A 24274-nucleotide genomic window follows, 5' to 3' on the forward strand; every position below is an offset into this window, starting at 1 on the left:
TGTTACCCGTGTGGCATGGAACGGAAAAACGAAGCAGATCCAGCTGGCACGCCGAATGTCGCTTACACCATGGGCAGCGGCGATGAGGACGAGGTTCTCGCCGGTTTCCGGCGTTCGATCGACAATATCGATGCAGCGCTTGTCCACATGCTTGCCGAACGGTTCCGCATCACGCAGTCCGTCGGCCGCTACAAGGCGCAATCCGACCTGCCGCCTGCGGACCCTGCACGGGAGAAAGAGCAGATCGCACGATTGCGCAAACTTGCCGAGGCATCGAATCTCGATCCGGAGTTCGGCGAAAAGTTCATCCGCTTCATTATCGATGAGGTAATTCGCCACCATCAGAACGCCCGGGACAACTGATCGTCACATAATTGATCGTCACATATATGCCGCACCTGCTGGCCCAATTTCGTGGTCAGGTGCCGGGCCTGTTGCCAAATACGGAGCGCCTTGTAGTGCGGTGAACCAGATGAAACACCTGGAGGATGTTATGAAGTTGAGCAAATTCGCAGCCGCAACAGCGGCCCTTTCACTGGCCACGGCTCCCGTCATGGCTTCGGCCGCTGACATGGACCGTGCTGCCGCCCCGGTGGTCGCCGAAAACAACGTGGCCGGCAACTCCACTGCAGGACTGATTGGCCTTTTCGCTCTGGTGGCCCTGGCTCTTTTCATCTTCATCGATGAGGATGACGTTTTCATCGATGAGGATGACGTGCCTGTTTCGGCTTGAACGCCATATCGAATAAGCGAAAACGGGGCTGAGTTTCAGCCCCGTTTTTTATGGCTGCATCGGCAGAAGATCCTTGTCGGAAGTGCGATTTTTTTAGTTCGCAGTTCCTGCGTTATGGAGCGGACGGGGCAGGCTCAGGCTGACCAAAAGCCCGCCAAGATCTTCGCTCACTCCCAGTTCGACGCTGCCGCCATAGATTTCGGCCACATCGCGGACGATGGCGAGGCCCAGCCCGGTTCCGGGTTTGCCGGTGTCCAGCCGCGCACCGCGAGCGAAAATGCGGGTACGCTCCGCATCGGGAATGCCCCGCCCATCGTCCTCCACCCAGATGACGCATTGCGGGTTGGCTTCCTCCGCATCCACCGTGACGAAGACGCTGCCGCCCCCATATTTCGCTGCATTCTCGATCAGATTGCCGAGTATCTCGTCAAGATCCTGTCGTTCGATCGCCACCTGCGCCAATTTGTTGCCGTCGAGATCGAACCTGACATCGGGATAGAGCCGTTCCACGGCCCGCCGCACGGCTTCCGCGCTTTCGCACACCGGCGTGCGCGCATGGCCCACGGCGCGGCGGCCAACCGCCCGCGCTCTCGCCAGATGATGATCGACATGCCGGCGCATCGTCGTCGCTTCGCGGATCACCGTGTCCGGCAGGTCGGGAGCCTTGGCCGTTGCCGCATTGTTGATGACGGTCAGCGGCGTCTTCAAGGCATGAGCCAGATTGCCTGCATGGGTGCGCGCTTCTTCCGCCTGCCGTTCCGAATGCGACAGCAGCGCGTTCAATTCCTGCACGAGTGGCTGAACCTCATATGGCAGCGGTTCGTTCACCCTGTTTTCGCCGGTGGTGCGGATGCGCTGAATGGCCACACGAACACGGCGCAGGGGCCGAAGCCCGTAATAGGTGACCAGCATCGCCATGGCAAACAGGCCGAAGCCGAGGACGGCGAAGCTCCAGACCAGGATCGACCGAATACGCCTGATCTGTGCGTCCAGCTCCTCGCGGCTGGCGGCCACGACGAACCACCAGTTGGTGTCGCTATTCGGCAGTTTCAACGATCGTTCGGCAATCCGCAGCGGTTCGGCGGGAAACTGCGCGCTGTCGTAGGTATGAACGTCATTGTCCGCATGGTCGCCGCGAACCTGGAGCTGGCGATCCCACAGGCTACGCGACGGCAGATCCTCATATCCCGCGCCGCTGACCTGCCAGTATAATCCGCTACCCGGTTCGAGAAAGCGCTGGTCGCCCAGCGGCCGGTTGAGATAGACTTCACCGCCCTGCTCGATCTCGGTCGAACCGATCATTGCCGTCAGGATGTAACGAAGCTGATCGTCGAAATTGTCCTCGACCAGATTGACCAGCGTGCGATCCAGCGCAAATCCACCGCCCAGCAGCAGGATCATGATCCAGCCTGCCGCGATCAGCATCATCCGCCGGGCAAGGCTGCCCGTATGCGGTTCCTCCACCGCTTCCGCAGGTGCGTCGTCATGCGCCCCGCCCGGCAAAACGTCCTCGCCCGGCCGTAGCGGAACGTCAGGCGCGCGGCTGGTCGGCGGGATCGTCGAGGCTGTAGCCAAGGCCGCGTATCGTTGTGATGACATCCGCGCCCAGTTTCTTGCGGATACGGGTGACGAAAACCTCGATCGTGTTCGAATCGCGATCGAAATCCTGGTCGTAGATATGCTCGATCAGCTCGGTCCGGCTGACCACCTTGCCCTTGTGATGCATCAGATAGCTGAGCAGCTTGTATTCCTGCGCGGTCAGCTTCACCGGCTCGCCGTTCAGCGTAACCCGGCCGCTGCGCGTGTCGAGCCGGACGTCGCCCGCCGTCAACTCGCTGCTGGTATTGCCCGAAGCGCGGCGGATGAGCGCGCGGAGACGGGCGATCAGTTCCTCGGTCTGGAATGGCTTGGCCAGGTAGTCGTCCGCCCCTGCATCGAGACCCGCCACCTTGTCCGACCAGCTGTCCCGGGCGGTCAGGACGAGGACGGGGAACACCCGCCCTTCCATGCGCCACATGCCGAGCACGGTCAGGCCGTCTATTTCGGGCAGACCGAGATCGAGAATGACGGCGTCGTAATCCTCGTTCGCGCCCATATAATGGCCGTCTTCGCCATCTGCCGAAAGATCGACGGCATAGCCGTTCTGTTCCAGCGTCGATTTCAGCTGCTGACCGAGTGTAGGTTCGTCCTCGACAATCAGGATGCGCATCGGTCCCCGTTCCCCTTCAAAAACATTGCCCGTCAGTTGGGCTTGTTGAAGGAACGCGTCAAGCCGATGCAAAGTTTCAATTCCTTGCACCGGGCGTGTGTCATCAGGCCGCTCGCTCTCAGCGGGTGCGGTTGATGACTCGGCCCGTGCGGGCGTCGACATCAACGAACACGACCCGTCCGTCCCTGATGAACTTCAGGCGATAGGCCAGCGCCGCCGAATCATAGGCGGGGCCGAGATATTCATAGCCCTTCATCATCGGCAGGATACGCCGTTCGATCTCGCGCAGGGACAGCACGTTACCCGCCTTCATCTCCTTGCGCGCCGCGCCCTGCTCGCTACGCTGCGCGAGTGCAGGCGTCGCCGCGACAGCAGACAGGGTCAGGGCCGCACCCGCCGCGGCGGCAATGCCGATGCGCAGACTGGGCAGGAAAGTGGCGATACGGGATATTCCTGGAATCATGCCGGGAAGCCTAAGGGCGCAGCTTTTAACCCCTTCTGAATGGGACGGCGCAAAATCGGCCACTCCCTTGCTGACGCGCTTTATCGGGTCATCTCGTAGGTCACGTTAATCGTGACGGATGTTCCCACCAGACCGGGCTGCACGGGTGTTCTTTCGCGCCTGCTTCCGGTCACCATGATGGCGGGGCTGGCCATGGGCATCGGCGGGCCGGATCGGACGTTCTCGCCCACCTGCAGCAATCTGACACCGGAATATCCCGCCCAGCGCGCATAATCCTGCGCCTGCGCCTGTGCCTTGCGCATCGCAGCTTGCCGTGCCTGCGCCTGTGCCTGCGTATCGTCGTCGATGGAGAAGGACGGGCCGCCGATATCGTTCGCACCGGCCGCGACCAGGGCGTCCAGAACAGGCCCGGTGCGGCTTACATCGCGCAGCTTCACCTGGACACGGTTGGACGCATTGTACCCGCGAAAAATCTGCTGGCGGGTCTGCTGATCATATTCGTAATCAGCCGAAAGATTGATGCCTGTCGTCTGGATGTCGCGTTCCGCGATACCCAGAGCCTTGATCCGCGCCACCACCGCGTTCATCCGCTCGGCATTCATCCGCATGGCCTCGACCGCCGTCGGTGCCGTGGTGGTCACGCCTGCGGTAATCTGCGCGATGTCCGGTTCCGCCTCGACCGTCTCGGTCACGCTCAATTCGACGACCGGGCCCTGCGCCGCCACCTGGATTTCGGCTGCTATTGCCGGCGCAGCGCAGATCGGTGCCGAGATGATCGCGGCAGCGAAGCGGGATGTATATCGCATCATGTAATCGTTACTCCAGATCTTGCTGGCTGCCACGGGTGCAATGTTCATGATGGACAGCCAATGAACCTCAAGAACACAATGAACCTAAAGAACACATAGTAGCGCGGGCGCATCGCCCTTGTCCATGGCTGCATGCCCCCCTAACTGCCCTGCATGGCGCAACCACCCATTCTCAGCCTCGAAGGCATCGGTCTGCAGCAGGGCGGCCGCTGGCTGTTCGGCGGCGGCGACAGCGACGACCTCGATCTTCACGTCGGCCCGCGTGACCGCATGGCGCTGATCGGCAGGAACGGCGCCGGCAAGACGACACTGTTCCGCCTGATCCGCGACATCATCGAACCCGATCGCGGCCTGCGCAAGGTCAAGCCGGGCACACGGATCGCCACATTGGAGCAGGAGCCGGATTTTTCGGACTGCGAAACCCTGATGGATTTCGCGCTGGCGGGCGACGATGCGCCGGAAAGCTACGAGGTGGAGGCGATCGCCGATCAACTCGGCATCGACATGACGACCCCGGCAGAAGGCGCGAGCGGCGGCGAAAGGCGCAGGGCGGCCATAGCCCGGGCCCTGGCGCAGGACCCCGACCTGCTGCTGATGGACGAACCGACCAATCATCTCGACCTGGCCGCGATCGACTGGCTCGAGGACTGGCTCAGCCGCTATCGCGGTGCGTTCATCGTTATCAGCCACGACCGGACGTTCCTGAACCGTCTCACCAATGCAACGCTGTGGCTCGACCGCGGCCTGCTGCGCCGCAAGGACGTCGGCTTCGGCGGATATGAGGCCTGGGAAGAACAGGTCATGGCGGAAGAAGCCCGCGCGGCCGAAAGGCTCGACGCGCGGCTGAAGCTGGAGGCGCATTGGCTGGAGCGCGGCGTGACCGCCCGCCGCAAGCGCAATCAGGGCAGGCTGGAAAAACTACACGAGATGCGCGCTCGCCGCGCCGCGATGATCGACCCCGCCGGCACGGCAAAGCTGAAACTGGCAAGCGAGGACGAAACCCGCTCCAAATCGGTCATCGTCGCGGACAAGGTTGCGAAAACCTACGACGGCCGGTCCGTCATCCGGGACTTCTCCCTGCGGATCCAGAGGGGCGACCGCATCGGTGTTGTCGGGGCGAATGGTGCGGGCAAGACGACTCTGCTGAAGCTGCTGACCGGAGAAATTCCACCCGATACCGGCAAGGTCACCATCGCCAGGACATTGACCGGCGTGATGATCGACCAGCAGCGCGCCCTGTTGCAGCCGGACAAGAGCGTGCGCGACATATTGGCCGAAGGCGGCGACTGGATCGATGTGGATGGCACTCGCAAGCATGTGCAGGGTTATCTGAAGGATTTCCTGTTCGATCCCGGCATCGTCGATACGAAGGTGGCGACGCTGTCGGGCGGAGAACGTTCGCGGCTGTTGCTCGCGCGCGAATTTGCCCGCAAGTCCAATCTGCTCGTGCTGGACGAACCGACCAACGATCTCGACCTCGAAACGCTGGACCTTCTGCAGGAAGTGATTGCCGATTACGAAGGCACGGTCCTGATCGTCAGCCATGATCGCGATTTCCTCGACCGGACGGTCAATCTGACGCTGGGGCTGGATGGCAGCGGATTGGTCGATATCGTGGCCGGCGGCTATGCGGATTGGGAAGCGAAACGGACGCGGCGCACGTCCAGGGATCGCGTCACGAAAGCCTCGGCGGAAAGCCGCGGCCCTCCCGCTCCTGCCCCATCACCCACCGCGCCGCCGCCGCCATCCAGAAAGCTGTCCTATAAGGACCAGCGTGATTACGACCTTCTGCCGCAGCGGATCGCCGAACTGGAAAGCGCCATAATCAAGGGAGAACAGATCCTGTCCGATCCGGACCTGTTCACCGCCGACAACGCCCGCTTTCGCGAAATTTCCCAAGGGATCGAGAATGCGCGTGCCGAGAAGGACACGGCCGAAGATCGCTGGCTGGAACTGGCGGAACTGGTCGAGGGCTGACCAAAGATTGTTGGGTCAGTTGATCCGGTAGAATGTAGCCACCCGGTCCAGCGCCAGCTTCAGGACCAGCTTGCCGCTGCGTGCCGGCCATGACAGGTCCTTCTCCGCATCGGACAGGCTTTCGCCGCCGCAGACCACGCGCCACAAAATATCGGCAAGGCCGGTGCCCGCATTTTCCAGCGCCCCGTCGAACCGGGCTTTTGCGGCCATTTGCCGCTCCGTCGGTGTCAGGCCGCTGTCGGCCCCTTTGCTCCGGACCGGGTTCCAGCTCATGGTCACTCTGGGGCTCAACTGCGCTTTCTCGTAATCGGATCGCAATCGCTCGCCCGCGTCGAACAGGCGGTCATCAATATGGCCCCGTGCATGGAGCCATGATAGCGGCGATTCGTCGACATTTATGGTGACGCTGCGACGGGTGTTCCTGTCTGCTGTTCGCCGCGATGGCCCCTGCGAAGTCAATTCCCGTTCCACGAGTTTGCGCTGCATCATGCAAATCCTTATCTGAACTGAATCCGCGCTTGCCAAAAAGGCATGGTTGTAGGAAAGTGAAAAGCCAATTTGGTTAGGTAACCTATCGTATGATCAACCGCATCCGCGCGATCCGCAAAGACAAGGGCATGACCCTGTCCGATGTGGCGGCAGCCTGCGACCCGCCGACCACGGCCCAGACGATCGGACGGCTTGAAACCGGGATGCGTAATCTTTCGCTGAAATGGATGGAACGTATCGGCGCTGCTCTGCAAGTGGAACCCGAGATGCTGGTGCGGTCCGAAGCCATGGCCGCGCCCCAGATCGTGGCGATTCTGACCGACAGGGGCGCAGAGGCGCTGTCCAGCCCCCGCGATGCACTGCTCGTGAGCGAGCTGGCGACAAATGGCGATGCGCTGATGGTTCTGGATATCACGGCAAGTGCGGGCGAGTATCGAAACGGCGACCAGCTCTGGCTCAGGCAGGCGAAACCCTCCGACGCCGCCCGCGCCGTCAATCGTGACGTGCTGGTGCCGCGAAAAGGTGGCCGTTTCGCCTTCGGCCGTCTGATCGACAGGCGAGGCGCCATGGTCGGAATTCTGCCGCCCGGTGCCGGCCAGAAACAGCTGGTGGTAGATGACCCTGCGTGGATCGCGGTTGCGGAAATGCTGGTCCGCCGGTTGTGAGCGGCGATACTGCGCCGGCAGCAACCCGGCGCCTCCTTTCGATCTCCACGCTCTATCCCAATCGGCAGCGGCCCCGGTTCGGCAGCTTCGTCGCACGCTCGCTGGAGGCGCTCGCCCGGCACGAGGCTTGGGAGGTTACAGTCATCAATCCCATCGGCGTGCCGCCCATCGCCATGGGTCGCTACCGCGCCTTGAAAGAGGCAGCGGTGGACGGGATGGAGAATGGCATCCCGGTTCACCGTCCTGTCTTCCCGCTGCTTCCGCGCATCGGTGGACGCATCAATCCGGCAATGATCGCGCGATCGATCCTGCCGCTCGCGCGCCGCCTCCATGCAGAAACACCGTTCGACATGGTGGATGCGCAGTTCTTCTATCCGGACGGCCCGGCTGCAGAGCGGATCGCGCGCGCCCTTGATCTGCCTCTGGCGATAAAGGCACGCGGGGGGGACATTCATTTCTGGGGCGGCAAGCGCTACGCGCGAAAGGCCATGATGCGCAGCGCCGGCACCGCGGATTTGCTGCTGGCAGTATGCGGCGCGCTGGCAGAGGACATGAGAGCGATCGGCATTCCGCCGGACAGGACCGCGTTGCATTATACCGGGCTGGACCATGACCGGTTCCGGCCTCTCGATCATGCCGCTCTCCGGCGGAGAATAGCTGCGGAACTGGGCATTGATCTGCCCGGCAGCGCGCCCTGGCTGGCGACCGTGGGCGCCCTGGTCGAACGCAAGGGGCAGCAGCTCGTCCTCTCGGCGCTGGAGGAGCTGCCTGCCGCCCATCTCCTGCTCGTCGGCGAGGGGCCTGATGAAGCCACTTTCCGCAGACAGGCGGCGCGGCAGGGGCTTGCCGATCGCGTGCACTTTCTCGGCTCCGTCGATCATGATGTGCTGCCGCTGCTGCTCTCTGCGGCCGATATCATGGTGCTGCCCTCGGCAAGCGAGGGCCTGGCCAATGCCTGGATCGAAGCACTCGCCTGCGGCACGCCCATCGTCATCAGCGATGTCGGCGGCGCCCGGGAAGTAGTCACCGGCAGGGACGCCGGGCTGATCGTGGAACGGGACGCGAGGAGTATTGCTGCCGGAGTGCAGGATCTGCTCGCTGCTCTGCCCACAGCCGACGCTGCCGCTGCGGCGGCGCGGCGGTTCAGCTGGCGTGAAAATGCGAGGATGCTCGCGAGATATTACGACGCGGCAGTCACCGGTACTGTGAAGGAGACCTTGAGGGTGAAGTAAACGCGCGCTTTCAGACAAAAGCGCGTTCGCGCGGTCGGTCCGGTCAGCCTTCGCCGCGCGCGATCCGCTCCTGACGGTCGGCAGCGCCTTCCTGCGGCACGAAGCTGCGCGAGGTGACGCCCAGCCAGATCAGGATCGGCGCCGCCATGTAGACCGAACTGTAGGTGCCGACGAAAATACCCAGCGTAATTGCCGCGACCAGTCCGAACAGGCTGGCGGGGCCGAACAGCAGCAGCGGGATCAGCGCGACGAGCAGCGTCAGCGAGGTCATCACGGTCCGCGCGAGCGTTTCATTCACCGAGAGGTCCAGCAGTTCGGGCAAGGGCATCTTGCGGAACTTCTTCAGATTTTCACGGATGCGGTCGTAAACGACGATCGTATCGTTCAGCGAATAGCCGATGATCGCCAGAATGGCCGCGATGATCTGGAGGCTGAATTCCATCTGGAACAAGGCGAACATGCCCAGCGTCAGCGACACGTCGTGAAACAGGGCGAACAGCGCCCCTACCCCGAACTGCCATTCGAAGCGGACCCAGATGTACATGGCGATCGCCAGCATGGCAGCCAGCAGGGCATAGGCGGCTTTTTCCCTGAACTCGCCGGAAACCTTGCCGCTCACCGAATCCACCCCGTCGATACGGATGGAGGGGTACTGCGCCTGAAGAGCGTCGGTAATCGTGCGCGTCATCCGGTCGGCGAACCCCGGATTGCCCTCGGCTTCGGGTGGCAGCTTAACGCGGATCGACACCTCGTTGGGCGAACCGAAGCGCTGGACGACGGGATCGCCGACATCCTGCAGTCCGCCGACCGTCCTGCGGATGGCGGGAATGTCAGCCTCCTCCTGCCCGACGAAGGTCGCGCGGATCTCCTGTCCCCCGGCGAAATCGACGCCGTAGTTCAGTCCTTGCGTGAAAACGAGCGCCCAGCTTGCCGCTATCAGCAGAAGGCTGACGACATAGAAGGGCATACGCCACTTGAGGAAGTTGATATTCGTATCGTCCGGGACGAGTTTCAGAAGTCGCATGATGGCTCGCCTCTAGATGTTGAGGTCTGTCGGCCGCGCCTTGCGCAGCCAGCCGGCAACCCACATGCGCGTGAGCGTGACGGCGGTGAAGACCGATGTGAACAGGCCGATGATCAGCACGACCGCAAAGCCGCGAATCGGGCCCGAACCGAACAGGAACAGCAGAACGCCGGCGATGAAATTGGTCACATTCGCATCGTAGATCGCGCGGCTCGCTTCCTTGTAGCCATTCTCGACCGCTGCGACGACCCGCCGTCCGCGCTTGCGTTCCTCGCGTATTCTCTCGTTGATGAGGACATTGGCATCGACCGCCGCGCCGATGGTCAGCACGAACCCCGCGATGCCTGGCAGGGTCAGGGTCGTTCCCATGATCGCCATGATGCCGAGCAGCATCAGCACGTTCAGCACCAGCGCCACGGTGGCATAGACCCCGAAACGGCCATAGCTGACGATCATCAGCACGATGACGGCCACGGAACCGATCATCATGGCCAGGAGGCCCTTGCGGATCGAATCGGCACCGAGATCGGGGCCGACCGTGCGCTCCTCGACCACCGCGAGATCGACCGGCAGCGCACCCGACCGCAGCGAAATGGCCAGCGCATTGGCGCTTTCGGCCGTGAAGCTGCCGGAAATCTGGGCGGCACCGCCACGGATCGGTTCGTTGATGTTGGGAGCCGACAGCACCTCGCCGTCGAGGATGATGGCGAAGGGCTTGCCGACATTTTCCGTCGTCAACCGGGCAAAACGCGATGCCCCCTGCTGATCGAATTCGATACTGACGACAGCTTCGTTATTCTGCTGATCGAAGGTCTGCTGCGCATTCACCAGGCTGTCGCCCTGAATGCCGCCAAGCCGGCGAACCGCAATCGATTGTCCCTCGAACGGCGTCCCGGCCGCGTAAGGCACGATCTGACTTCCCGGAGGCGCAATGCCCTGCGCGACATCCGATGGCAGCGCCGTCTGATCGACGAGCTTGAATTCGAGCGCCGCCGTCTGGCCCAGCAGATCCTTCAGCTGATCGGGATTTTCCAGGCCGGGAACCTGGACCACGATGCGGTTGTCACCCTGCTGGATGATCGTCGGCTCACGCGTGCCCAGTTCGTCGATCCTGCGGCGCACGACCTCGGTCGCACTGTCCATCGCCTGCGCCACGGCGGTGCCGAGTCCGTCCTCGGTCGGCGTCAGGACCACCCGCGAGCGGTCGAGTACCGACAGATCCCATTCGCGGGTCATCCCCGTTCCATTGACGAAGGGCAGCAGCAATTCGCGCGCCCTGTCCACGTCACTGCCGTTTTCCAGCATGAAGCTGAGGCGGCCGTTAGCTGTCGAAAGATCCCCGATACGGATGCGCGGCTCGGCATCGCGCATCAGGCTGCGCACGGTTTCCTCGGCATTCTCCAGCCTCAGGGCCGCGACCTCGTCAGGGTCGGCCTCCAGCAGGATATGGCTGCCACCGGCCAGATCGAGACCCAGATTGACCATCGGATCGGGCAGCGCAGAAGGCCAGCGGACATTCACCACCGACAGCAGGGACGGCAGCGCGGCGAGGATCGCCAGCAGCGTCAGACCACTGAGCCAGATCTTCTTCCAGCGCGGAAATTCAAGCATCGGGGTTGCAGCCTCAGTCGTTCGCGGCGGTTGTGCCGCCTGGCGGGATGATGTCCCCGATCGTGCTTTTCACGGCCTTCACGCGAATATTCTGGCCAAGTTCAATGTCGGCGTAATTTTCATCGACCTTCACGACCTTGCCGATCAGCCCGCCAGCAGTGACGACCTGATCGCCCTTCTTCAGCCCGGCCACCTTGGCGGCGTGTTCCTTCTGCCGCTTCATCTGCGGGCGGATGATCAGGAACCAGAAGATCAGCCCCATGCCGATGAGCGGAAGGAATTGCAGCAGGGCTGGCGGCGCGTCGGTCCCGACCGCAGCGAGAAAATGATTCATCACAAAATCAAGCCTGTATCGTCAAAGGTTTGGCAAAGGCGTCCCGACAGTCGATCACTCGGCCTGCCGCGTCCGGCGCGCCTAGCAGCATTGCACGGGCAGAGCAACGAGTCCCGGCGTGTGCTTCACAGCCGATTGCGCCATCGGATCAGCCAAACGCCATTCAGGCAAACCCGCGCTTGCCAAGGGCCGAACCACGATCTATAGGCCCGCGCTCCACTGGATCGGGACGTAGCGCAGCCTGGTAGCGCATCACACTGGGGGTGTGGGGGTCGGAGGTTCGAATCCTCTCGTCCCGACCAGTGGTAAATCCCCTCACCGTCAGTTCGGACTGGACCCGGCGATCGGCATGGCTCGTCCTGGCGGCAAATTCGTCGTATCAATTCCTGCGCGGCATTTGCACCGAAGCGAGGACCGGATCGATGAGCCCTTTTCGTGATAATTTGTTCGCAGGAAAGTCCGCCTTCATTGCGGGCGGCACCAGCGGCATCAACCTGGGTATCGCCATCCGGCTCGCCGAACTGGGCGCGAAAGTCACGGTTTGCGGCCGCGATGAAGACAAGGCGCGACGCGCCGCTGCAACCATCGGCAATGGCGCGCTGGGCCTTTCTGCCGATGTTCGCGACTATGAAATTGTGCGCAGTGCCATGGTCCAGGCGCATGACACTCATGGCGCGCTTGACATCGTCATCTCCGGTGCGGCCGGTAATTTTCTCGCCCCCGCTCTCGCCATGTCGGCGAATGCATTCGCTACCGTGGTCGATATCGATCTGAATGGCACCTTCAATGTCTTTCGCGGCTCCCACGATCTGCTGAATACGCCCGGCGCATCGCTCATCGCCATCACGGCGGGCCAGGCGGTGAACGCCATGGCGCTGCAATCCCACGCTTGCGCGGCGAAGGCCGGTATCAACCAGCTTGTGCGGGTGCTTGCGCTGGAATGGGGCCCCGACGTGCGGGTGAACGGCATATCGCCCGGTCCGATTGCCGATACCGAGGGCATGAAGCGCCTCGCCCCGGACCCGGCGACAAGGGCCGCCCATGAAGCGCGGATCGCCATGAAGCGGTGGGGCACCGCGCGCGATGTCGCGGAGAGCGCGGTCTTCCTGTGCTCCGATGCGGCGGCTTATGTGACGGGTACGATCCTTGACTGCGATGGCGGCAGTCAGGTCGGCGATGCCTCGCGGCTGGATATGTCGCGGGGCCTTGCCTGAGTTCAGCCGCCCGGCGGTTCGTCCAGCCCGAGTTCGCGCAGGATCTCGGCAGTATGTTCGCCCCTGCGCGGCGCGGGTCCGGCGATCCTGCCCGGCGTTTTCGAGAATCGTGCGGGCATGCCGGGAAGCGTCAACTGGCCGTAGCCTGAATCGACAGTTTTGAAGAAGCCGACCGCTTCCAGATGCTCGTTATCGAACAGATCGGCGGTCGAGCGTAGCGGCGCGCAAGGAATGCCCAACCCGCGCAGCAGGTGGAGCCATTCCGCCGTGCTGCGGGTGGCGAAGGTCCATCGCAGATTGGCATAGACTTCGCCCACCCTGGCTGCACGTTTTGCCAGAGTGTCATAGCTCCCGTCGCACCATTCCGGCCTGACGGCATCCACGAAGGCGTTCCACTGCCGGTCGTTATAGACCATCGCCGCAATGTGCCCGTCCGCCGTGCGATAGGGCCGCCGTTCCGGCGAGGTTATCCGGTGGTAATGCGCCGGCGCGGTGGGCGGATCGAAGATGGCGCCATTGGCATGTTCCACCAGCATGAAGGCGCTCATCGTCTCGAACATCGACACTTCGACCTCCTGGCCCTCCCCCGTCCGCTGCTTGTGGAACAGCGCCAGCAGGCTGGCCTGGAACATCGCCATTCCGGCGATCTTGTCCGCCATGATGGTCGTGACGAAGCCGGGTTCTCCCGTGACCATTTCCTGCAGGTGCGGCAGGCCGACCTCCGCCTGGATCGTGTCGTCGTAAGCGGGGAAGTCGGCATAGGGCCCGCCCCGCCCGTAGCCATAGCCGTTGACATAGACGACATCGGGCCGGATGTCCCGCACCGCCGCGTAATCGAACCCCAGCCGTGCGATGGCCTTGGCCCGCATCGAATGGATGAACACATCCGCGCCTTCGATCAGCGCCCGCAATGCTTCCTTTCCGGCGGAGCTTGCAAGATCGAGTTCGATACCGCGCTTGCCCCGGTTGATGTTGACGAATATTCCGGACATTTCAGGCTCCGGCCCTTCGCTCGACCAGCGCATGGGATCGCCTTCGGGCGCCTCGACCTTGATGACATCGGCGCCCATATCCGCCATCATCTGCGTGGCATGGGCGCCCATGACCATGGCGGTCAGATCCACGACCCTTACGCCGGACAGGGGGCCTGGATGGGGCACGGGGCCGGCGGATGACGGTGCGTTGCTGGAAGTTTTGCTCATGCCGCCATGGGCTAGCCAGCGCAGCCCTTTTTCGCCAGAGAAAAGCCGAACCAGCAACCAGTCGAGGAAATGCCGATGCCTGCCAGTTTCAGCGCCAGATCATGGCTGTTCGCCCCGGCCGACAGCGAGCGGAAGATGCAAAAGGCGGCTGACGGACCCGCAGACGCGGTCATTTTCGATCTCGAGGATTCGGTTGCTCCGGCCAGCAAGCCTGCCGCGCGGGAGAGGACACGGGCCTTCCTGGATGCCGCAACCGATCATGACCGGCTGTGGGTACGAATCAACCCGCTGAACAGCGGAATGGCGTTGGACGATCTGGCGCAGGTGATGCCCGGCAGGCCGGGGGGAATCATGCTGCCGAAAAGCGAAGGCCGCGCCGATCTCGAGCGTTTGTCGCATTATCTCTCGGCGCTCGAAGCGGCCAATGGCATCGAACAGGGCGCGACGAAGATCATCGCGCTCGTCACCGAAACGGCCGCCGCCATGTTCACGACAGGGGAGTATCGCGGGCACTACCCCGGTTCGGACAGGCTGGTGGCAATGAGCTGGGGAGCGGAAGATCTGTCCAGCGCGCTCGGCTCCAGCCAGCGCACCCTGCCCGACGGCAGCTACACGCCGGTTTACGAACTGGCGCGCAACCTGTGCCTGCTTGGCGCGGTCGCTGCCGAGGTGGCGCCGATCGAGACCATCATGGCCGATTTCCGCGATCTGGACGGGCTGAAACATCGCGCGGAGATGCTGCGCCGGTCCGGTTTCCGGGGCATGTTGGCGATCCATCCGGCGCAGGTGGAGATCATCAACGCCGCCTTTACCCCGGGTGAGGAAGAGCTTGCCCGAGCGCGTGAGGTCGTGGCCCTGTTCGCAGCCAATCCCGAAGCCGGGGCCATCGGTCACGAGGGCGCGATGCTGGACCGTCCGCATCTGCTTCAGGCGCAGGCCCTGCTCGCCCTGGCTCGGTGAGTGAAACCGGGGCTTCAGCCGATAAGACTTTCCTACATGCACCGATATGGTTAGCAGCCTTCCGGTAAACGCACCGGAAGGGAACATCATGGCTGTCATTCAATCGCTCGTCGGGCCGATCGCCGCAATCATCGACAGAATCGTTCCCGACAAGGAGGCCCGCGCAAGAGCGAAGCTGGAGCTGCTGGAATTGGAGGGCACGCAGGAACTGCAGGCGATAGAGGCGCGCCTGGCCGCCATCGTCGCAGAAGCGCGAAGCGACGACCCCTGGACCAGCCGCGCCCGGCCGTCTTTCCTCTACGTCATGTATGTCATCATTCTTGCAGCGCTGCCGATGGGCGTGCTGGCCGGCTTTCGCCCGCAGATGGCGCTGAACATAGCAGCGGGGATGAACAATTATCTGACGGGATTGCCCGAACCGCTCTACGCATTGTTCGGCACCGGATACCTCGGCTATACCGCCGCACGGCAATGGGGCAAGGCGCAAGGAAACGGCGCATGAGAGAGCCTTCCCGAAGGTGAGCTATTCAGCTCACCGCCCCGCGTGGCTATGGCACCCGGGCTCCAATCACATTTCCTGCCGGCGCGTAACGGCACACGAGATAGTCGAAATCCGAAGACGATGAGATCGCGCAGCCCAGTTTCTGCGTTTCCGGCCAGATTACCTGTGTGTAGTGGCCCACGTCCCACCAATTTCCGGTGCGGCTGACATTCGGAAATTCGCCGTGCTGGAAGAACCGGCTTCCGGACGCCCAGTCCGCCACCATGCTACCGGGAGAGAATGCGCCCCGGGTTCCTGTCCAAAGATTTTCGCCCTGATCCCTGAGCAAATGCGAGGGCGCATGCTCGAAACGTCCCGTCGCCGCAAGTTTCCCTGCATAGGCTTCGGCTTCCGCCTGCAACTGAAGATCCCAATGGAGCGGGGCAGAACCGATCAACGCCCTCTCGCGATTGTGAGCCTGAAGCAGGTGTGATCGCATACCGAATCCGGGATTCGCCGATGCAGGCAACATCGGCGCAGCAATCTGCGGATGCCCTCCGGCAGGCTGCGGCGAAGCCGTGCAGGCGGCGATGATCGATGTTGCCGTCAAAATGAGAGCCGACATTCGTGTCAGATGCTTCGAGGGGATAAATACCTCCCTGTTTCTGCTCGGTTTCGGTCCGGCCTGGTTGCAACAAGCAGCTAGTCCATACCGAATGAACCTATTTGCGAGAGCAGAAAGTTTCAAGTTGGCAGGGAAAGTTGGCAGTAAAAGCGGATGGCACTCGCCGGCTCTGCTTAACCGCGCCGGGGGCCGCCGAGCACTTTCACCAGATTGCCGTCACACCCGAATGTGAGGATAAGAAGGCAAGGAAGGAGGAACCGCGCGGGCCCGAAGAAGGCGACAAGGAAAAGCCGTTCTACCAATATTGTTTGCGCGCGGCGCGCCAGCGGCTAGTCGGCCCGCATGAGCAACATCGTCTATGTCCTGAACGGCCCCAACCTCAATCTGCTGGGTTTGCGGGAGCCTGAGATCTATGGCTCCGACACGCTGGACGACATCGCAGCCATGCTGGAAGATCGCGCGCGCGATCTCGATCTGGCGATCGACATGCGGCAGTCCAACCATGAAGGCCATCTCGTCGAATGGCTTCACGAAGCGCAGGCGGAAGGCGCGCACGCCGTATTGCTGAACGCTGCCGCCTATACTCACACCAGCATCGCATTGCTCGATGCGATCCGGGCCATCCGCACGCCGGTGGTCGAGGTCCACCTGTCCGACCCGTCCACGCGCGAGGATTTCCGCCACCATTCCTATGTCGGCCTTGCCGCCACCCGCACTTTTCAGGGCATGGGCGCGCAATCCTATGTCCGGGCGCTCGAATATGTCGCCGAAATGCAGGTAATGCGCCGCGAATAGGCGAAGCAGCCTTGCCAGCCGGCGGCTTCACGGAATAAACCGCCCCGCAACTGACATATTCCAGAAGGTACACTATGGCTCATGATGCCGAGGACAAACAGGCCAGCAGCAATGGCGCAATGACGGTGGACAGCGCACTCGTCCGCGAATTGGCGGAAATGCTGGGCGAAACGGGACTGACCGAGATCGAGGTTTCCGATGGGGAGCGCAAGATACGCGTTTCGCGCGGCAGCATCGCCGCCGCGCCCGTCATGCACATGGCTGCCGCCCAAGCTGCGCCGCTCGCCAGTCAGCCCGCCGCACCGCAAACGCAAGCCGCATCGCCCGATGCCGGACCGGACAATGCCGCGGATGCGATCCGCTCCCCCATGGTCGGCACATGTTATCTGGCACCCGAACCGGAATCGCCCAATTTCGTCAGCATCGGCGACAGGGTTGCCGCGGGCGACACCCTGCTGATCGTGGAAGCGATGAAGGTGATGAACCCGATCACCGCCGACAGGGCGGGAACCGTGACGGCAGTGCTGGTCGACAATGCGCAGCCGGTCGAATTCGATCAGCCGATCGTCGTGATCGGCTGATCCGACGATGCCGGAAACCAAGCCGATAAACCGCATTCTCATCGCCAATCGCGGTGAGATCGCCTTGCGAATCCTGCGGGCCGCGCATGAGATGGGTATCGAAACCGTGGCGGTGCATTCCACCGCCGATGCCGATGCCATGCATGTCCGCCTTGCCAACCACGCCGTCTGCATCGGGCCGCCACCTGCGACGGACAGCTATCTGAACGTCGCCAACATCATCTCGGCGGCGGAAATTGCGCATTGCGATGCGATCCACCCCGGTTACGGCTTCCTGTCGGAAAATGCCAAATTCGCCGAGATCGTCGAGGCGCATGACATCGTCTGGATCGGCCCGAAGCCCGAACATATCCGCACCATGGGCGACAAGGTGGAGGCCAAGCGAACCGCCGGCAAACTGGGTCTTCCCTTGGTTCCGGGTTCCGACGGGGCGATCGACAATGTCGAACAGGCCCGTCAGGTCGCGGCCGAAATCGGTTATCCGGTATTGGTAAAGGCGGCCTCGGGCGGCGGCGGCCGGGGCATGAAGGTCGTGCCGGACGAGGGCCAGCTCGAGTCCCTGATGAGCCAGGCGCGGAACGAGGCCAAATCGGCTTTTGGCGACGACACGGTCTATCTTGAGAAATATCTCGGCAACCCGCGCCATATCGAATTCCAGATCTTCGGAGACGGGCGCGGCAAGGCCGTGCATCTGGGCGAACGCGACTGTTCGTTGCAGCGCCGCCATCAGAAGGTGCTGGAGGAAGCGCCCTCCCCCGTGATCTCGGCCGAGGAGCGTGACCGCATGGGCGGTATCGTGGCGAAGGCCATGGCCGACATGGAATATCGCGGGGCCGGGACCATCGAGTTCCTGTGGGAAGATGGCGAATTCTATTTCATCGAGATGAACACGCGTCTGCAGGTCGAACATCCGGTAACGGAAATGATTACCGGCATCGACCTGGTGCGCGAACAGATTCGCATCGCCAGCGGCAAGAATCTGTCCTGCACGCAGGATGAAATCAGATTCACCGGCCATGCCATCGAATGCCGGATCAATGCCGAGGATGCTTACACTTTCGCACCCAGCCCCGGCAAGGTCACGGCCTATCACGCGGCCGGCGGCATGCATGTCCGCGTGGATAGCGGCATCTACGCCGGTTATTCCATTCCGCCCTATTACGATTCCATGATTGCCAAGCTGATCGTCTATGGGCGCAGCCGCGAGAAATGCATGATGCGCCTGCGCCGGGCGCTGCAGGAAATGGTGATCGAGGGCGTGAAGACGTCGATCCCGCTGCACCAGGAACTGATCGAGCAGGACGATATCCGCACCGGCGATTATTCGATCAAATGGCTGGAGGACTGGCTGGGCCGGCGGGAGAGCTGACGGCCGGGCCGCGGCGCGCGCCGGTCAGTCTTTGCCGAATGCCTGCTGTGCACGGCTCTGCCAGGCGGGGGTCAGGATGATGCGGTCGATTTCGCGCGACAAAGCTGTGTCTTCGGCGAAGCGGAACACCGGGAAGACCACCGACCCGCCGGTTTCCTGCACCGTCCGGTCACCCGCCACCGCGCGGGCCTGGGCCGCAGGATAGGCGACGAGGTCGATCCGGTCCGCGTCCAGAGCCTGCAAGGCTTCCCAGATACTGGCGAAGCGCGACACCCGCTCCGCCGAACCGAGTTCCGCAGGCTGCACGACCTCGCCCGCGACGACGCCTACATGCTGCCCCTCTATGGCGCTGGAAAGATTCGTATTGCCGCCCGGCTTGCCGGTCAGCGAAACGAGATAGGCGGTCAGGATAGCGGTCAATGCCATGGAAAACAGCATCCACACCATGGCCACCACCCGTCCGCCCTTGGTCTTTGGAACGATATCGCCATAACCGATCGTGGTGGCGGTCACCCCGGCCCACCAGAAGCCGTTGCCGATCCCGCCAAGATGCTGGAGGTGGTCTTCGGAACCCTGCACCGATTCATTGCCGCGGCGCTCCACCAGCCAGAAGAGCGCACCTGCCACGAAGATGAGGCCGCTGACGATCAGGACGACTTTCAAGAAGCCCCAATTCGCAAGATTGGCGAGCCCTTCCACGAAGCCCGTTGCCTGCGCCCCGCCAATCAATCCTACCGAATCGGTATAGAAGGGCAGGCTGTGGGCAGTCCCTGCAGTCCCGGCTTTGCGCGCACCTCCATCAGCATATGCCGGAAACGCCGCCATTGCAGGCGAGGTGGCCAGTTCCGAAGGACGCACTTCGACGAAACGGTATGCGACACCCGCATTCTGCGCGGCAGCGCGGAAGAGGTCTACCGCAGGGCCGCTCCAGCCGCCGCTGCCATCCTTCAGGGCATAGGGTGGAACTTCGGCGATCTGCACCGTCTGCGCAGCTATTGCCTGCCCCGGCAATTGGCCGATGCAGAAGAGGAGGATCGCGAGGAACAGCCGAAAATACATGGTCATGCTGCATCCTTGCTCAAGTGAGCAGGCCCGCGTCAACAGCCCTTCCGCTGAAGCTGCCCTTCGCCTGACTCCGGTGCACCGCTGCGAAATGCCGCCGCAGGGGTGCGCATTTCCCGTTCAGAGCGGCACGCCCGGCTGATATTTGGCCGTGCGGATGGTGAGCGATGTCTTCACGCTGGCGACATTCGGCGCAGGCGTCAGCTTGCTGGTCAGGAATTCCTGGAAGCTTTGCAGGTCGCGGCTGACGATCTTCAGAATGAAATCGATCTCGCCGTTCAACATATGCACCTCGCGCACCTCGGGCAGGCCGCGCATGTGGTTTTCGAACTCGGTCAGCGCCTCTTCGGCCTGGCTCTTCAGGCTCACCATGGCGAAGACCGTGATGGCGAACCCCAATTGCGAGGCGTCCAGTTCCGCGTGGTAGCCGCGAATGACGCCTGCCTCTTCCAGCGATCGAACCCGGCGCAGACACGGCGGCGCTGTCAGGCCCACGCGATGCGCCAGCTCTACATTCGTGACTCGCCCTTCATTCTGCAATTCAGCCAGCAGCCGCCGGTCTATCTGGTCCAGATTGGCCATGTTTCCCCTGTCCCCTCTGCCTGTCCGATTTTCTTCGCCCATAGAGGCCAATTTTCTTTGCCTATCAAAGAAGAGCGCCGTTCAGGCAATTCTCGCCGTCTTGTGTATCCCCAAGGGCTAATTTTATTGTTGATGCCAGCAATTGTCCCGCTTTGCAACGCACCCGCTGCCATGCCTCTGCCAGTCGGGGAGAAGTGATATGTCGCCATTGCAGCAAGGCCGCTTGGCTGCCAATTGGGCGGCACCGGAGAAAACGCCAGACAGATGCAGATCGACGATCGCCTTGCCACCGTAACGCGTGCGCGCACGCATGGAGCGATGGCGGCGCATACGCAGTATCGCCAGCTTTTGGATCTGCTTGGCGCGGTCGATCCGGCAGCGGACGAAAATTTGCTGGACGAGGCGCACCGGCGGCTGAATGTCCTGTCGCAGATGATCCCCGCGCCTGTCCGGACGGCGATCCTGCGCGAACCCTGGCTGCGTATCCGCAACGCATCGGTGCTGCAGCGCATGGCAGACATGGACCCGGATATCGCCGCGGCCGCTATTTCGCGCGCCGATCTGCCGGAAGCCGAATGGCTGGCGCTGATCGAAAATCTGCCGGTGAGAGCGCGTGGTTTTCTGCGCCTGCGGAAGGATTTGCCGGCTTCTGTCGTAGGCCTGCTCGAACGGCTCGGGATTCACGACCGCGGTCTCCCGCAGCCCCCTGCCGGGCCTTCTGCGCAAGTGGCGGCGGAACCCGGCGCGGCGGCTCCTGCCGGCATGCAGGCGAACCTGGCTCCGAACCAGCGCCGCCGCCGGATGCCCGAAGCTGCCATTGACGAGACCGCGACCGCTGCCGAACAGCCGGGCAGCGCCATCGGCGCACTCGTCAGGCGGATCGCGGCCTTCAAGCAGGCCCGCGAGGATGGGCCCGGCCTTCGGAACGGCCAGGCCGGTACAGCGCATGACGATCTCGCTCCGTCGCGGCCGCCGCGAGAGGTAAACGCGTTCGATTTCGCGACCGATGCCGAAGGCCGGATCGATCGGGCCGAACCGCAGATTCGCGCGATGGTGTTTGGAATCCGGCTGGGCCAGATCCTGCCGAAAGGACGCGCCGGCCACGGTATGGAGGCATTTCAGCGGCGCCAGATCATCCGGAAATGTCCCGTCGTCCTGGACGGCGCACCGGCGATTACCGGATCGTGGCAGCTGGACGCGGTGCCGATCTTTACCATTCCGGGGGGTGCGTTCAGCGGATATGCTGGCCAGCTGCGCCGTGCTTTCGCACCCTGCGCGAAGGCAGGTTACGATCACCCTACCGATCACATCCGCCAGTTGCTGCACGAATTGCGGACGCCGGTAAATGCGATCCAGGGATTTGCCGAGGTGATCCAGCAGCAATTGTTCGGGCCGGTGCCGCATGACTACCGCGCTTTCGCTGCCGAGATCGCGGGAGACGCTGCACGCATACTGTCGGGCTTCGATGCGCTGGACCGGCTGGCCCGGCTGGAAAGTGGCGCGGCGCAGATGGAGCCAGGGAGCAGCGATCTTGCCGCTATTTTGCGCGAGACGGCCGCGCAGCTTGCTCCCTCGCTGCAGAGCCGCGGCGCTGCTTTCTCGGTCGAAAACAGCGCCGGAGATATTTGCGTGGCATTGGCGGCAGATGAATGCCGGGCGCTTGTTTGGCGCCTGCTGGCGACCCTTGCAAATTCTGCCAGAACGGGAACGAAGATCGCAATCGGCTTGTCATCCGATCCGCAGGGGGCGACCGTTCTCCTCGACCTGCCTGAAGCGCTTGCCGAAGTGGCCGACGTTTTTTCCTTCGCCAATCGGGCGCCGACCGGCGCCTTGAATACCGGCATGTTCGGAACCGGCTTCGTCCTGTGTCTCTCACGTGCGGAGGCGGCCTCGATCGGCGGCACTCTCGACAGGGTAGGCGATTCGCTCCGGCTGCGCCTGCCGCTGCTGGATCCCGCGATTGACCGGCAGGCTTCGTCCGCTTAGCGCGGTCCGGTCCGCCATCGGCGCGCCACTGGCCGGGCAGATCAGAACCGATGAAGGCCAACAGGGGGGCTTGCCATCTTCACGCGCTCCATGCTCGAGGTTCCGCCGGCACAGGCCGGAGCAGCTTTCGCCCCCGGCTTCGCGCCGGTCGCATTGCTGACGGTCGATACCGAGGAGGAGTTCGACTGGAACGGTCCGTTTTCGCAGACGGGGCACGGGCTGGATCACGTGCCCCGGCTGCGGAAGTTCCAGCAATTCTGCGAAAATATCGGCGTCTCCCCCGTTTATCTGATCGACTGGCCGGTCGCGCATTCACCCTTTGCCATCGAGATCATCGGCGGGGCCGTGCGTGACGGCAAGGCTGAACTGGGCATACAGCTTCACCCCTGGGTCAACCCGCCGCACAGTGAAGAAATCAACGGTTTCAACAGTTTCGCCGGAAATCTTCCTGCCGAGGTCGAGCGGGAAAAATTCCTGCGCCTGCGCGATGCCATAGCGAAGAATTTCGCCGTGCAGCCGTTGATCTATCGCGCCGGTCGCTATGGCCTGGGGCCCAATACGGCCGATTTGCTGAAGGATGCCGGTATCCTTATCGACAGCTCCGTTCGCGCGCATTTCGATTATGGCGAGCATGGCGGGCCGGATTACCGGAACCACCCCCTGCACCCCTATTGGATCGACCGGGAACGCACCCTGCTGGAACTGCCGCTTACCAGTCCCTTTGCCGGCAGGTTGCGGCAGCACGGCCGCTGCATCTATCCCGCGCTGAAGGCCATGCCGAGCATCCGCAGCGCCATGGCCCGGGCCGGACTGCTGGAGCGCATCTCGCTGACCCCGGAAGGAGTGAATGCGACAGAAGCCCTGCGGGGCATCGGCTGCGCACTCGAAGCGAAGCTGCCCGTGCTCGTTTTCTCCTTCCACAGCCCGTCGCTCGTGCCGGGTTTTACGCCATATGTCCGAAACGAGGAGGATCTGGACGATCTTTATGACTGGTGGCGCGCGGTTTACGCTGAGTTACGCCTTCGGGGGGTGAAGCCCACCACAATTGGCGAAATTCTAAAGAATGTGCAGCGGTGATCCCAATGTCCCGACCGAAGCGGTCTTGCCCTCGTGATTGGCTGCGGCTAGGCCACGCATACGGTGCGTCGGGCCTGTAGCTCAGTTGGTTAGAGCTGGCCGCTCATAACGGCTAGGTCGCGGGTTCGAGTCCTGCCGGGCCCACCACCGTAGCCGCGTTGGCATGAACTGCCTGCACCCGGCAAATCGCTGAACGGAAGATAGTTGGTCGGGGAGACAGGATGCGAACCTGCGACCTTCACGCAAAATTAACCATGCTAAAACAGCGGTTTAACCACGAGCGTATGACCCGTGTACGTGGCAAAATGTTAGGAAACGGCTAGATTGGCAAGGCGACGAACAAAGTTATCGACTCTTTTCCAGAACCGAGGTTCGACCGCTATGCGCCCCACCTTCGGCCGTTCGTGCTTCTGGTTCAATCACCTGAGAGCGGACGTTCGGTTCCGCTTCTTTTGAAGGATTACTTACAAACGATGTTGGTTCAGCACCCATCGTTAAGGCACTGAGTTTGCAAATCGAACCTGCTGGGCAAATTGATTTCGCCAAGCCAGCTCTCTGCGGGAAATCTTTTGGTGAAGTAGCAGGTCTTCCTCAGACCATCTGCTTTGTAAACTTGCCCGATTTTGGGACAGTCGCGCAAGTCCCGGATTGCAAACAATCAAAAATTTAGGCTTCGTGGACAAAGCTTGACCTGAGACTCGACCGCTGATTCAAGGCTACCTTTTGGAGGCAGCATTGGGTGAGCGGGTTGGTGTGTCGGGTGACGAGTGGGCTTTGATCGGCCCACTGCTACC

At 62.5% G+C, this 24274-nt stretch carries 25 protein-coding genes and 2 tRNA genes; 15 read left to right on the top strand and 12 right to left on the bottom strand.

Going from position 1 to position 24274, the window contains the following annotated elements; genetic code table 11:
* The first annotated feature begins 69 nt into the window (after positions 1–69).
* Positions 70–363: a chorismate mutase gene (locus tag HG250_RS01240; RefSeq protein ID WP_205763486.1), complete on the top strand. Its 294-nt coding sequence runs from the start codon at positions 70–72 to the stop codon at positions 361–363.
* A gap of 100 nt (positions 364–463) precedes the next feature.
* Positions 464–733 (top strand): hypothetical protein, encoded by a 270-nt coding sequence (locus HG250_RS01245; protein WP_170002012.1) that lies wholly within the window; start codon positions 464–466, stop codon positions 731–733.
* 93 nt (positions 734–826) lie between these two features.
* On the opposite strand, the gene HG250_RS01250 is transcribed toward HG250_RS01245, so the two are convergent.
* The 4 genes from HG250_RS01250 to HG250_RS01265 form a co-directional block, all read right to left on the bottom strand.
* A complete protein-coding gene (locus HG250_RS01250) occupies positions 827–2332 on the bottom strand; it encodes a sensor histidine kinase (RefSeq protein ID WP_170002048.1) in 1506 nt (501 codons plus the stop codon).
* Complete coding sequence (locus HG250_RS01255) at positions 2265–2942, bottom strand: response regulator transcription factor (RefSeq protein ID WP_170002050.1); 678 nt, start codon at positions 2940–2942, stop codon at positions 2265–2267. The genes HG250_RS01250 and HG250_RS01255 overlap by 68 nt, the downstream gene beginning before the upstream one ends.
* A 118-nt stretch (positions 2943–3060) precedes the next feature.
* The gene (locus tag HG250_RS01260) at positions 3061–3405 is read right to left on the bottom strand and encodes a PepSY domain-containing protein (protein ID WP_170002052.1); all 345 of its coding nucleotides are present in this window, start codon (positions 3403–3405) and stop codon (positions 3061–3063) included.
* A gap of 80 nt (positions 3406–3485) precedes the next feature.
* Positions 3486–4262 (bottom strand): SIMPL domain-containing protein, encoded by a 777-nt coding sequence (locus HG250_RS01265; RefSeq protein WP_240956839.1) that lies wholly within the window; start codon positions 4260–4262, stop codon positions 3486–3488.
* Between the two features lie 105 nt (positions 4263–4367).
* Here HG250_RS01265 and HG250_RS01270 point away from each other — a divergent pair, with 105 nt between their 5' ends.
* Entirely contained in the window at positions 4368–6191 is a 1824-nt protein-coding gene (locus HG250_RS01270) for an ABC-F family ATP-binding cassette domain-containing protein (RefSeq protein WP_170002054.1), read from the top strand.
* A gap of 15 nt (positions 6192–6206) precedes the next feature.
* On the opposite strand, the gene HG250_RS01275 is transcribed toward HG250_RS01270, so the two are convergent.
* Positions 6207–6677, bottom strand: coding sequence for a DUF6456 domain-containing protein (locus tag HG250_RS01275; protein ID WP_170002092.1), 471 nt, complete (start codon positions 6675–6677; stop codon positions 6207–6209).
* Between the two features lie 92 nt (positions 6678–6769).
* Between HG250_RS01275 and HG250_RS01280 the strand changes: the two genes are divergently transcribed.
* Together HG250_RS01280 and HG250_RS01285 are read left to right on the top strand one after the other, a co-directional pair.
* Complete coding sequence (locus HG250_RS01280) at positions 6770–7345, top strand: helix-turn-helix domain-containing protein (RefSeq protein ID WP_170002056.1); 576 nt, start codon at positions 6770–6772, stop codon at positions 7343–7345.
* Positions 7342–8577, top strand: a complete 1236-nt coding sequence (locus tag HG250_RS01285; RefSeq protein ID WP_170002058.1) for a glycosyltransferase — start codon at positions 7342–7344, stop codon at positions 8575–8577. Before HG250_RS01280 ends, HG250_RS01285 begins: the two co-directional genes overlap by 4 nt.
* Before the next feature lie 43 nt (positions 8578–8620).
* Here HG250_RS01285 and secF read toward each other — a convergent pair whose 3' ends face one another.
* From secF to yajC, 3 genes are read right to left on the bottom strand one after another with little or no spacing between them, the layout of a single operon-like run.
* Positions 8621–9601 carry a protein translocase subunit SecF gene (gene secF, locus HG250_RS01290; RefSeq protein WP_170002060.1) on the bottom strand — a complete coding sequence of 327 codons (981 nt, stop codon included), beginning with the start codon at positions 9599–9601 and terminating at the stop codon, positions 8621–8623.
* Positions 9602–9613: 12 nt separating this feature from the next.
* Positions 9614–11212, bottom strand: a complete 1599-nt coding sequence (gene secD, locus HG250_RS01295; RefSeq protein WP_170002062.1) for a protein translocase subunit SecD — start codon at positions 11210–11212, stop codon at positions 9614–9616.
* 13 nt (positions 11213–11225) lie between these two features.
* A complete protein-coding gene (gene yajC, locus HG250_RS01300; RefSeq protein ID WP_170002064.1) occupies positions 11226–11546 on the bottom strand; it encodes a preprotein translocase subunit YajC in 321 nt (106 codons plus the stop codon).
* 225 nt (positions 11547–11771) lie between these two features.
* On the opposite strand from yajC, the gene HG250_RS01305 reads away from it, so the two are divergent.
* Both HG250_RS01305 and HG250_RS01310 read left to right on the top strand, forming a co-directional pair.
* Positions 11772–11848 (top strand) — tRNA-Pro (locus tag HG250_RS01305).
* Between the two features lie 120 nt (positions 11849–11968).
* On the top strand, positions 11969–12760 hold the full coding sequence (locus HG250_RS01310) for an SDR family oxidoreductase (RefSeq protein WP_170002066.1): 792 nt from the start codon (positions 11969–11971) through the stop codon (positions 12758–12760).
* A 2-nt stretch (positions 12761–12762) separates the two neighbouring features.
* Here HG250_RS01310 and HG250_RS01315 read toward each other — a convergent pair whose 3' ends face one another.
* On the bottom strand, positions 12763–13962 hold the full coding sequence (locus tag HG250_RS01315; protein ID WP_170002068.1) for a CaiB/BaiF CoA transferase family protein: 1200 nt from the start codon (positions 13960–13962) through the stop codon (positions 12763–12765).
* Between the two features lie 75 nt (positions 13963–14037).
* Here HG250_RS01315 and HG250_RS01320 point away from each other — a divergent pair, with 75 nt between their 5' ends.
* Positions 14038–14922 (top strand): HpcH/HpaI aldolase/citrate lyase family protein, encoded by an 885-nt coding sequence (locus HG250_RS01320; protein ID WP_170002070.1) that lies wholly within the window; start codon positions 14038–14040, stop codon positions 14920–14922.
* 88 nt (positions 14923–15010) lie between these two features.
* A complete protein-coding gene (locus HG250_RS01325; RefSeq protein ID WP_170002072.1) occupies positions 15011–15424 on the top strand; it encodes a holin family protein in 414 nt (137 codons plus the stop codon).
* Positions 15425–15470: 46 nt separating this feature from the next.
* Here the strand turns inward: HG250_RS01325 and HG250_RS01330 are convergent, their stop codons facing one another.
* Positions 15471–16151, bottom strand: coding sequence for a CAP domain-containing protein (locus HG250_RS01330; RefSeq protein WP_170002074.1), 681 nt, complete (start codon positions 16149–16151; stop codon positions 15471–15473).
* Between the two features lie 219 nt (positions 16152–16370).
* Here HG250_RS01330 and aroQ point away from each other — a divergent pair, with 219 nt between their 5' ends.
* From aroQ to accC, 3 genes are all read left to right on the top strand, one after another.
* Positions 16371–16823, top strand: a complete 453-nt coding sequence (gene aroQ, locus HG250_RS01335) for a type II 3-dehydroquinate dehydratase (protein WP_170002076.1) — start codon at positions 16371–16373, stop codon at positions 16821–16823.
* A gap of 74 nt (positions 16824–16897) precedes the next feature.
* Positions 16898–17404: an acetyl-CoA carboxylase biotin carboxyl carrier protein gene (gene accB, locus HG250_RS01340; RefSeq protein ID WP_240956840.1), complete on the top strand. Its 507-nt coding sequence runs from the start codon at positions 16898–16900 to the stop codon at positions 17402–17404.
* Between the two features lie 7 nt (positions 17405–17411).
* Positions 17412–18773 (top strand): acetyl-CoA carboxylase biotin carboxylase subunit, encoded by a 1362-nt coding sequence (gene accC, locus HG250_RS01345; RefSeq protein ID WP_170002078.1) that lies wholly within the window; start codon positions 17412–17414, stop codon positions 18771–18773.
* Between the two features lie 24 nt (positions 18774–18797).
* Here accC and HG250_RS01350 read toward each other — a convergent pair whose 3' ends face one another.
* Complete coding sequence (locus HG250_RS01350) at positions 18798–19838, bottom strand: ion channel (RefSeq protein WP_170002080.1); 1041 nt, start codon at positions 19836–19838, stop codon at positions 18798–18800.
* A 117-nt stretch (positions 19839–19955) separates the two neighbouring features.
* Positions 19956–20417: an Lrp/AsnC family transcriptional regulator gene (locus HG250_RS01355; protein ID WP_170002082.1), complete on the bottom strand. Its 462-nt coding sequence runs from the start codon at positions 20415–20417 to the stop codon at positions 19956–19958.
* A 264-nt stretch (positions 20418–20681) separates the two neighbouring features.
* On the opposite strand from HG250_RS01355, the gene HG250_RS01360 reads away from it, so the two are divergent.
* The 3 genes from HG250_RS01360 (at position 20682) to HG250_RS01370 (ending at position 23627) form a co-directional block, all read left to right on the top strand.
* Complete coding sequence (locus HG250_RS01360; protein WP_170002084.1) at positions 20682–22403, top strand: sensor histidine kinase; 1722 nt, start codon at positions 20682–20684, stop codon at positions 22401–22403.
* A 90-nt stretch (positions 22404–22493) separates the two neighbouring features.
* Positions 22494–23480, top strand: coding sequence for a polysaccharide deacetylase family protein (locus HG250_RS01365; protein WP_205763484.1), 987 nt, complete (start codon positions 22494–22496; stop codon positions 23478–23480).
* A gap of 70 nt (positions 23481–23550) precedes the next feature.
* A tRNA-Ile gene (locus HG250_RS01370) sits at positions 23551–23627 on the top strand.
* The last annotated feature ends 647 nt before the right edge of the window (positions 23628–24274 follow it).

The sequence above is a fragment of the Pseudopontixanthobacter vadosimaris genome, from assembly GCF_012979275.1.
In the GTDB taxonomy this organism is placed as follows: Bacteria; Pseudomonadota; Alphaproteobacteria; order Sphingomonadales; family Sphingomonadaceae; genus Pseudopontixanthobacter; species Pseudopontixanthobacter vadosimaris.

Excerpts from the sequence above, each read along its gene's own strand:
- HG250_RS01240 (WP_205763486.1), top strand. The coding sequence starts at position 70 with ATGGGCAGCGGCGATGAGGACGAGGTTCTCGCCGGTTTCCGGCGTTCG.
- HG250_RS01250 (WP_170002048.1), bottom strand. The coding sequence starts at position 2,332 with ATGTCATCACAACGATACGCGGCCTTGGCTACAGCCTCGACGATCCCG.
- HG250_RS01255 (WP_170002050.1), bottom strand. The coding sequence starts at position 2,942 with ATGCGCATCCTGATTGTCGAGGACGAACCTACACTCGGTCAGCAGCTG.
- HG250_RS01260 (WP_170002052.1), bottom strand. The coding sequence starts at position 3,405 with ATGATTCCAGGAATATCCCGTATCGCCACTTTCCTGCCCAGTCTGCGC.
- HG250_RS01265 (WP_240956839.1), bottom strand. The coding sequence starts at position 4,262 with ATGAACATTGCACCCGTGGCAGCCAGCAAGATCTGGAGTAACGATTAC.
- HG250_RS01270 (WP_170002054.1), top strand. The coding sequence starts at position 4,368 with ATGGCGCAACCACCCATTCTCAGCCTCGAAGGCATCGGTCTGCAGCAG.
- HG250_RS01275 (WP_170002092.1), bottom strand. The coding sequence starts at position 6,677 with ATGCAGCGCAAACTCGTGGAACGGGAATTGACTTCGCAGGGGCCATCG.
- HG250_RS01280 (WP_170002056.1), top strand. The coding sequence starts at position 6,770 with ATGATCAACCGCATCCGCGCGATCCGCAAAGACAAGGGCATGACCCTG.
- secF (WP_170002060.1), bottom strand. The coding sequence starts at position 9,601 with ATGCGACTTCTGAAACTCGTCCCGGACGATACGAATATCAACTTCCTC.
- secD (WP_170002062.1), bottom strand. The coding sequence starts at position 11,212 with ATGCTTGAATTTCCGCGCTGGAAGAAGATCTGGCTCAGTGGTCTGACG.
- yajC (WP_170002064.1), bottom strand. The coding sequence starts at position 11,546 with ATGAATCATTTTCTCGCTGCGGTCGGGACCGACGCGCCGCCAGCCCTG.
- HG250_RS01310 (WP_170002066.1), top strand. The coding sequence starts at position 11,969 with ATGAGCCCTTTTCGTGATAATTTGTTCGCAGGAAAGTCCGCCTTCATT.
- HG250_RS01315 (WP_170002068.1), bottom strand. The coding sequence starts at position 13,962 with ATGAGCAAAACTTCCAGCAACGCACCGTCATCCGCCGGCCCCGTGCCC.
- HG250_RS01320 (WP_170002070.1), top strand. The coding sequence starts at position 14,038 with ATGCCTGCCAGTTTCAGCGCCAGATCATGGCTGTTCGCCCCGGCCGAC.
- HG250_RS01325 (WP_170002072.1), top strand. The coding sequence starts at position 15,011 with ATGGCTGTCATTCAATCGCTCGTCGGGCCGATCGCCGCAATCATCGAC.
- aroQ (WP_170002076.1), top strand. The coding sequence starts at position 16,371 with ATGAGCAACATCGTCTATGTCCTGAACGGCCCCAACCTCAATCTGCTG.
- accB (WP_240956840.1), top strand. The coding sequence starts at position 16,898 with ATGGCTCATGATGCCGAGGACAAACAGGCCAGCAGCAATGGCGCAATG.
- accC (WP_170002078.1), top strand. The coding sequence starts at position 17,412 with ATGCCGGAAACCAAGCCGATAAACCGCATTCTCATCGCCAATCGCGGT.
- HG250_RS01350 (WP_170002080.1), bottom strand. The coding sequence starts at position 19,838 with ATGACCATGTATTTTCGGCTGTTCCTCGCGATCCTCCTCTTCTGCATC.
- HG250_RS01355 (WP_170002082.1), bottom strand. The coding sequence starts at position 20,417 with ATGGCCAATCTGGACCAGATAGACCGGCGGCTGCTGGCTGAATTGCAG.
- HG250_RS01360 (WP_170002084.1), top strand. The coding sequence starts at position 20,682 with ATGCAGATCGACGATCGCCTTGCCACCGTAACGCGTGCGCGCACGCAT.
- HG250_RS01365 (WP_205763484.1), top strand. The coding sequence starts at position 22,494 with ATGCTCGAGGTTCCGCCGGCACAGGCCGGAGCAGCTTTCGCCCCCGGC.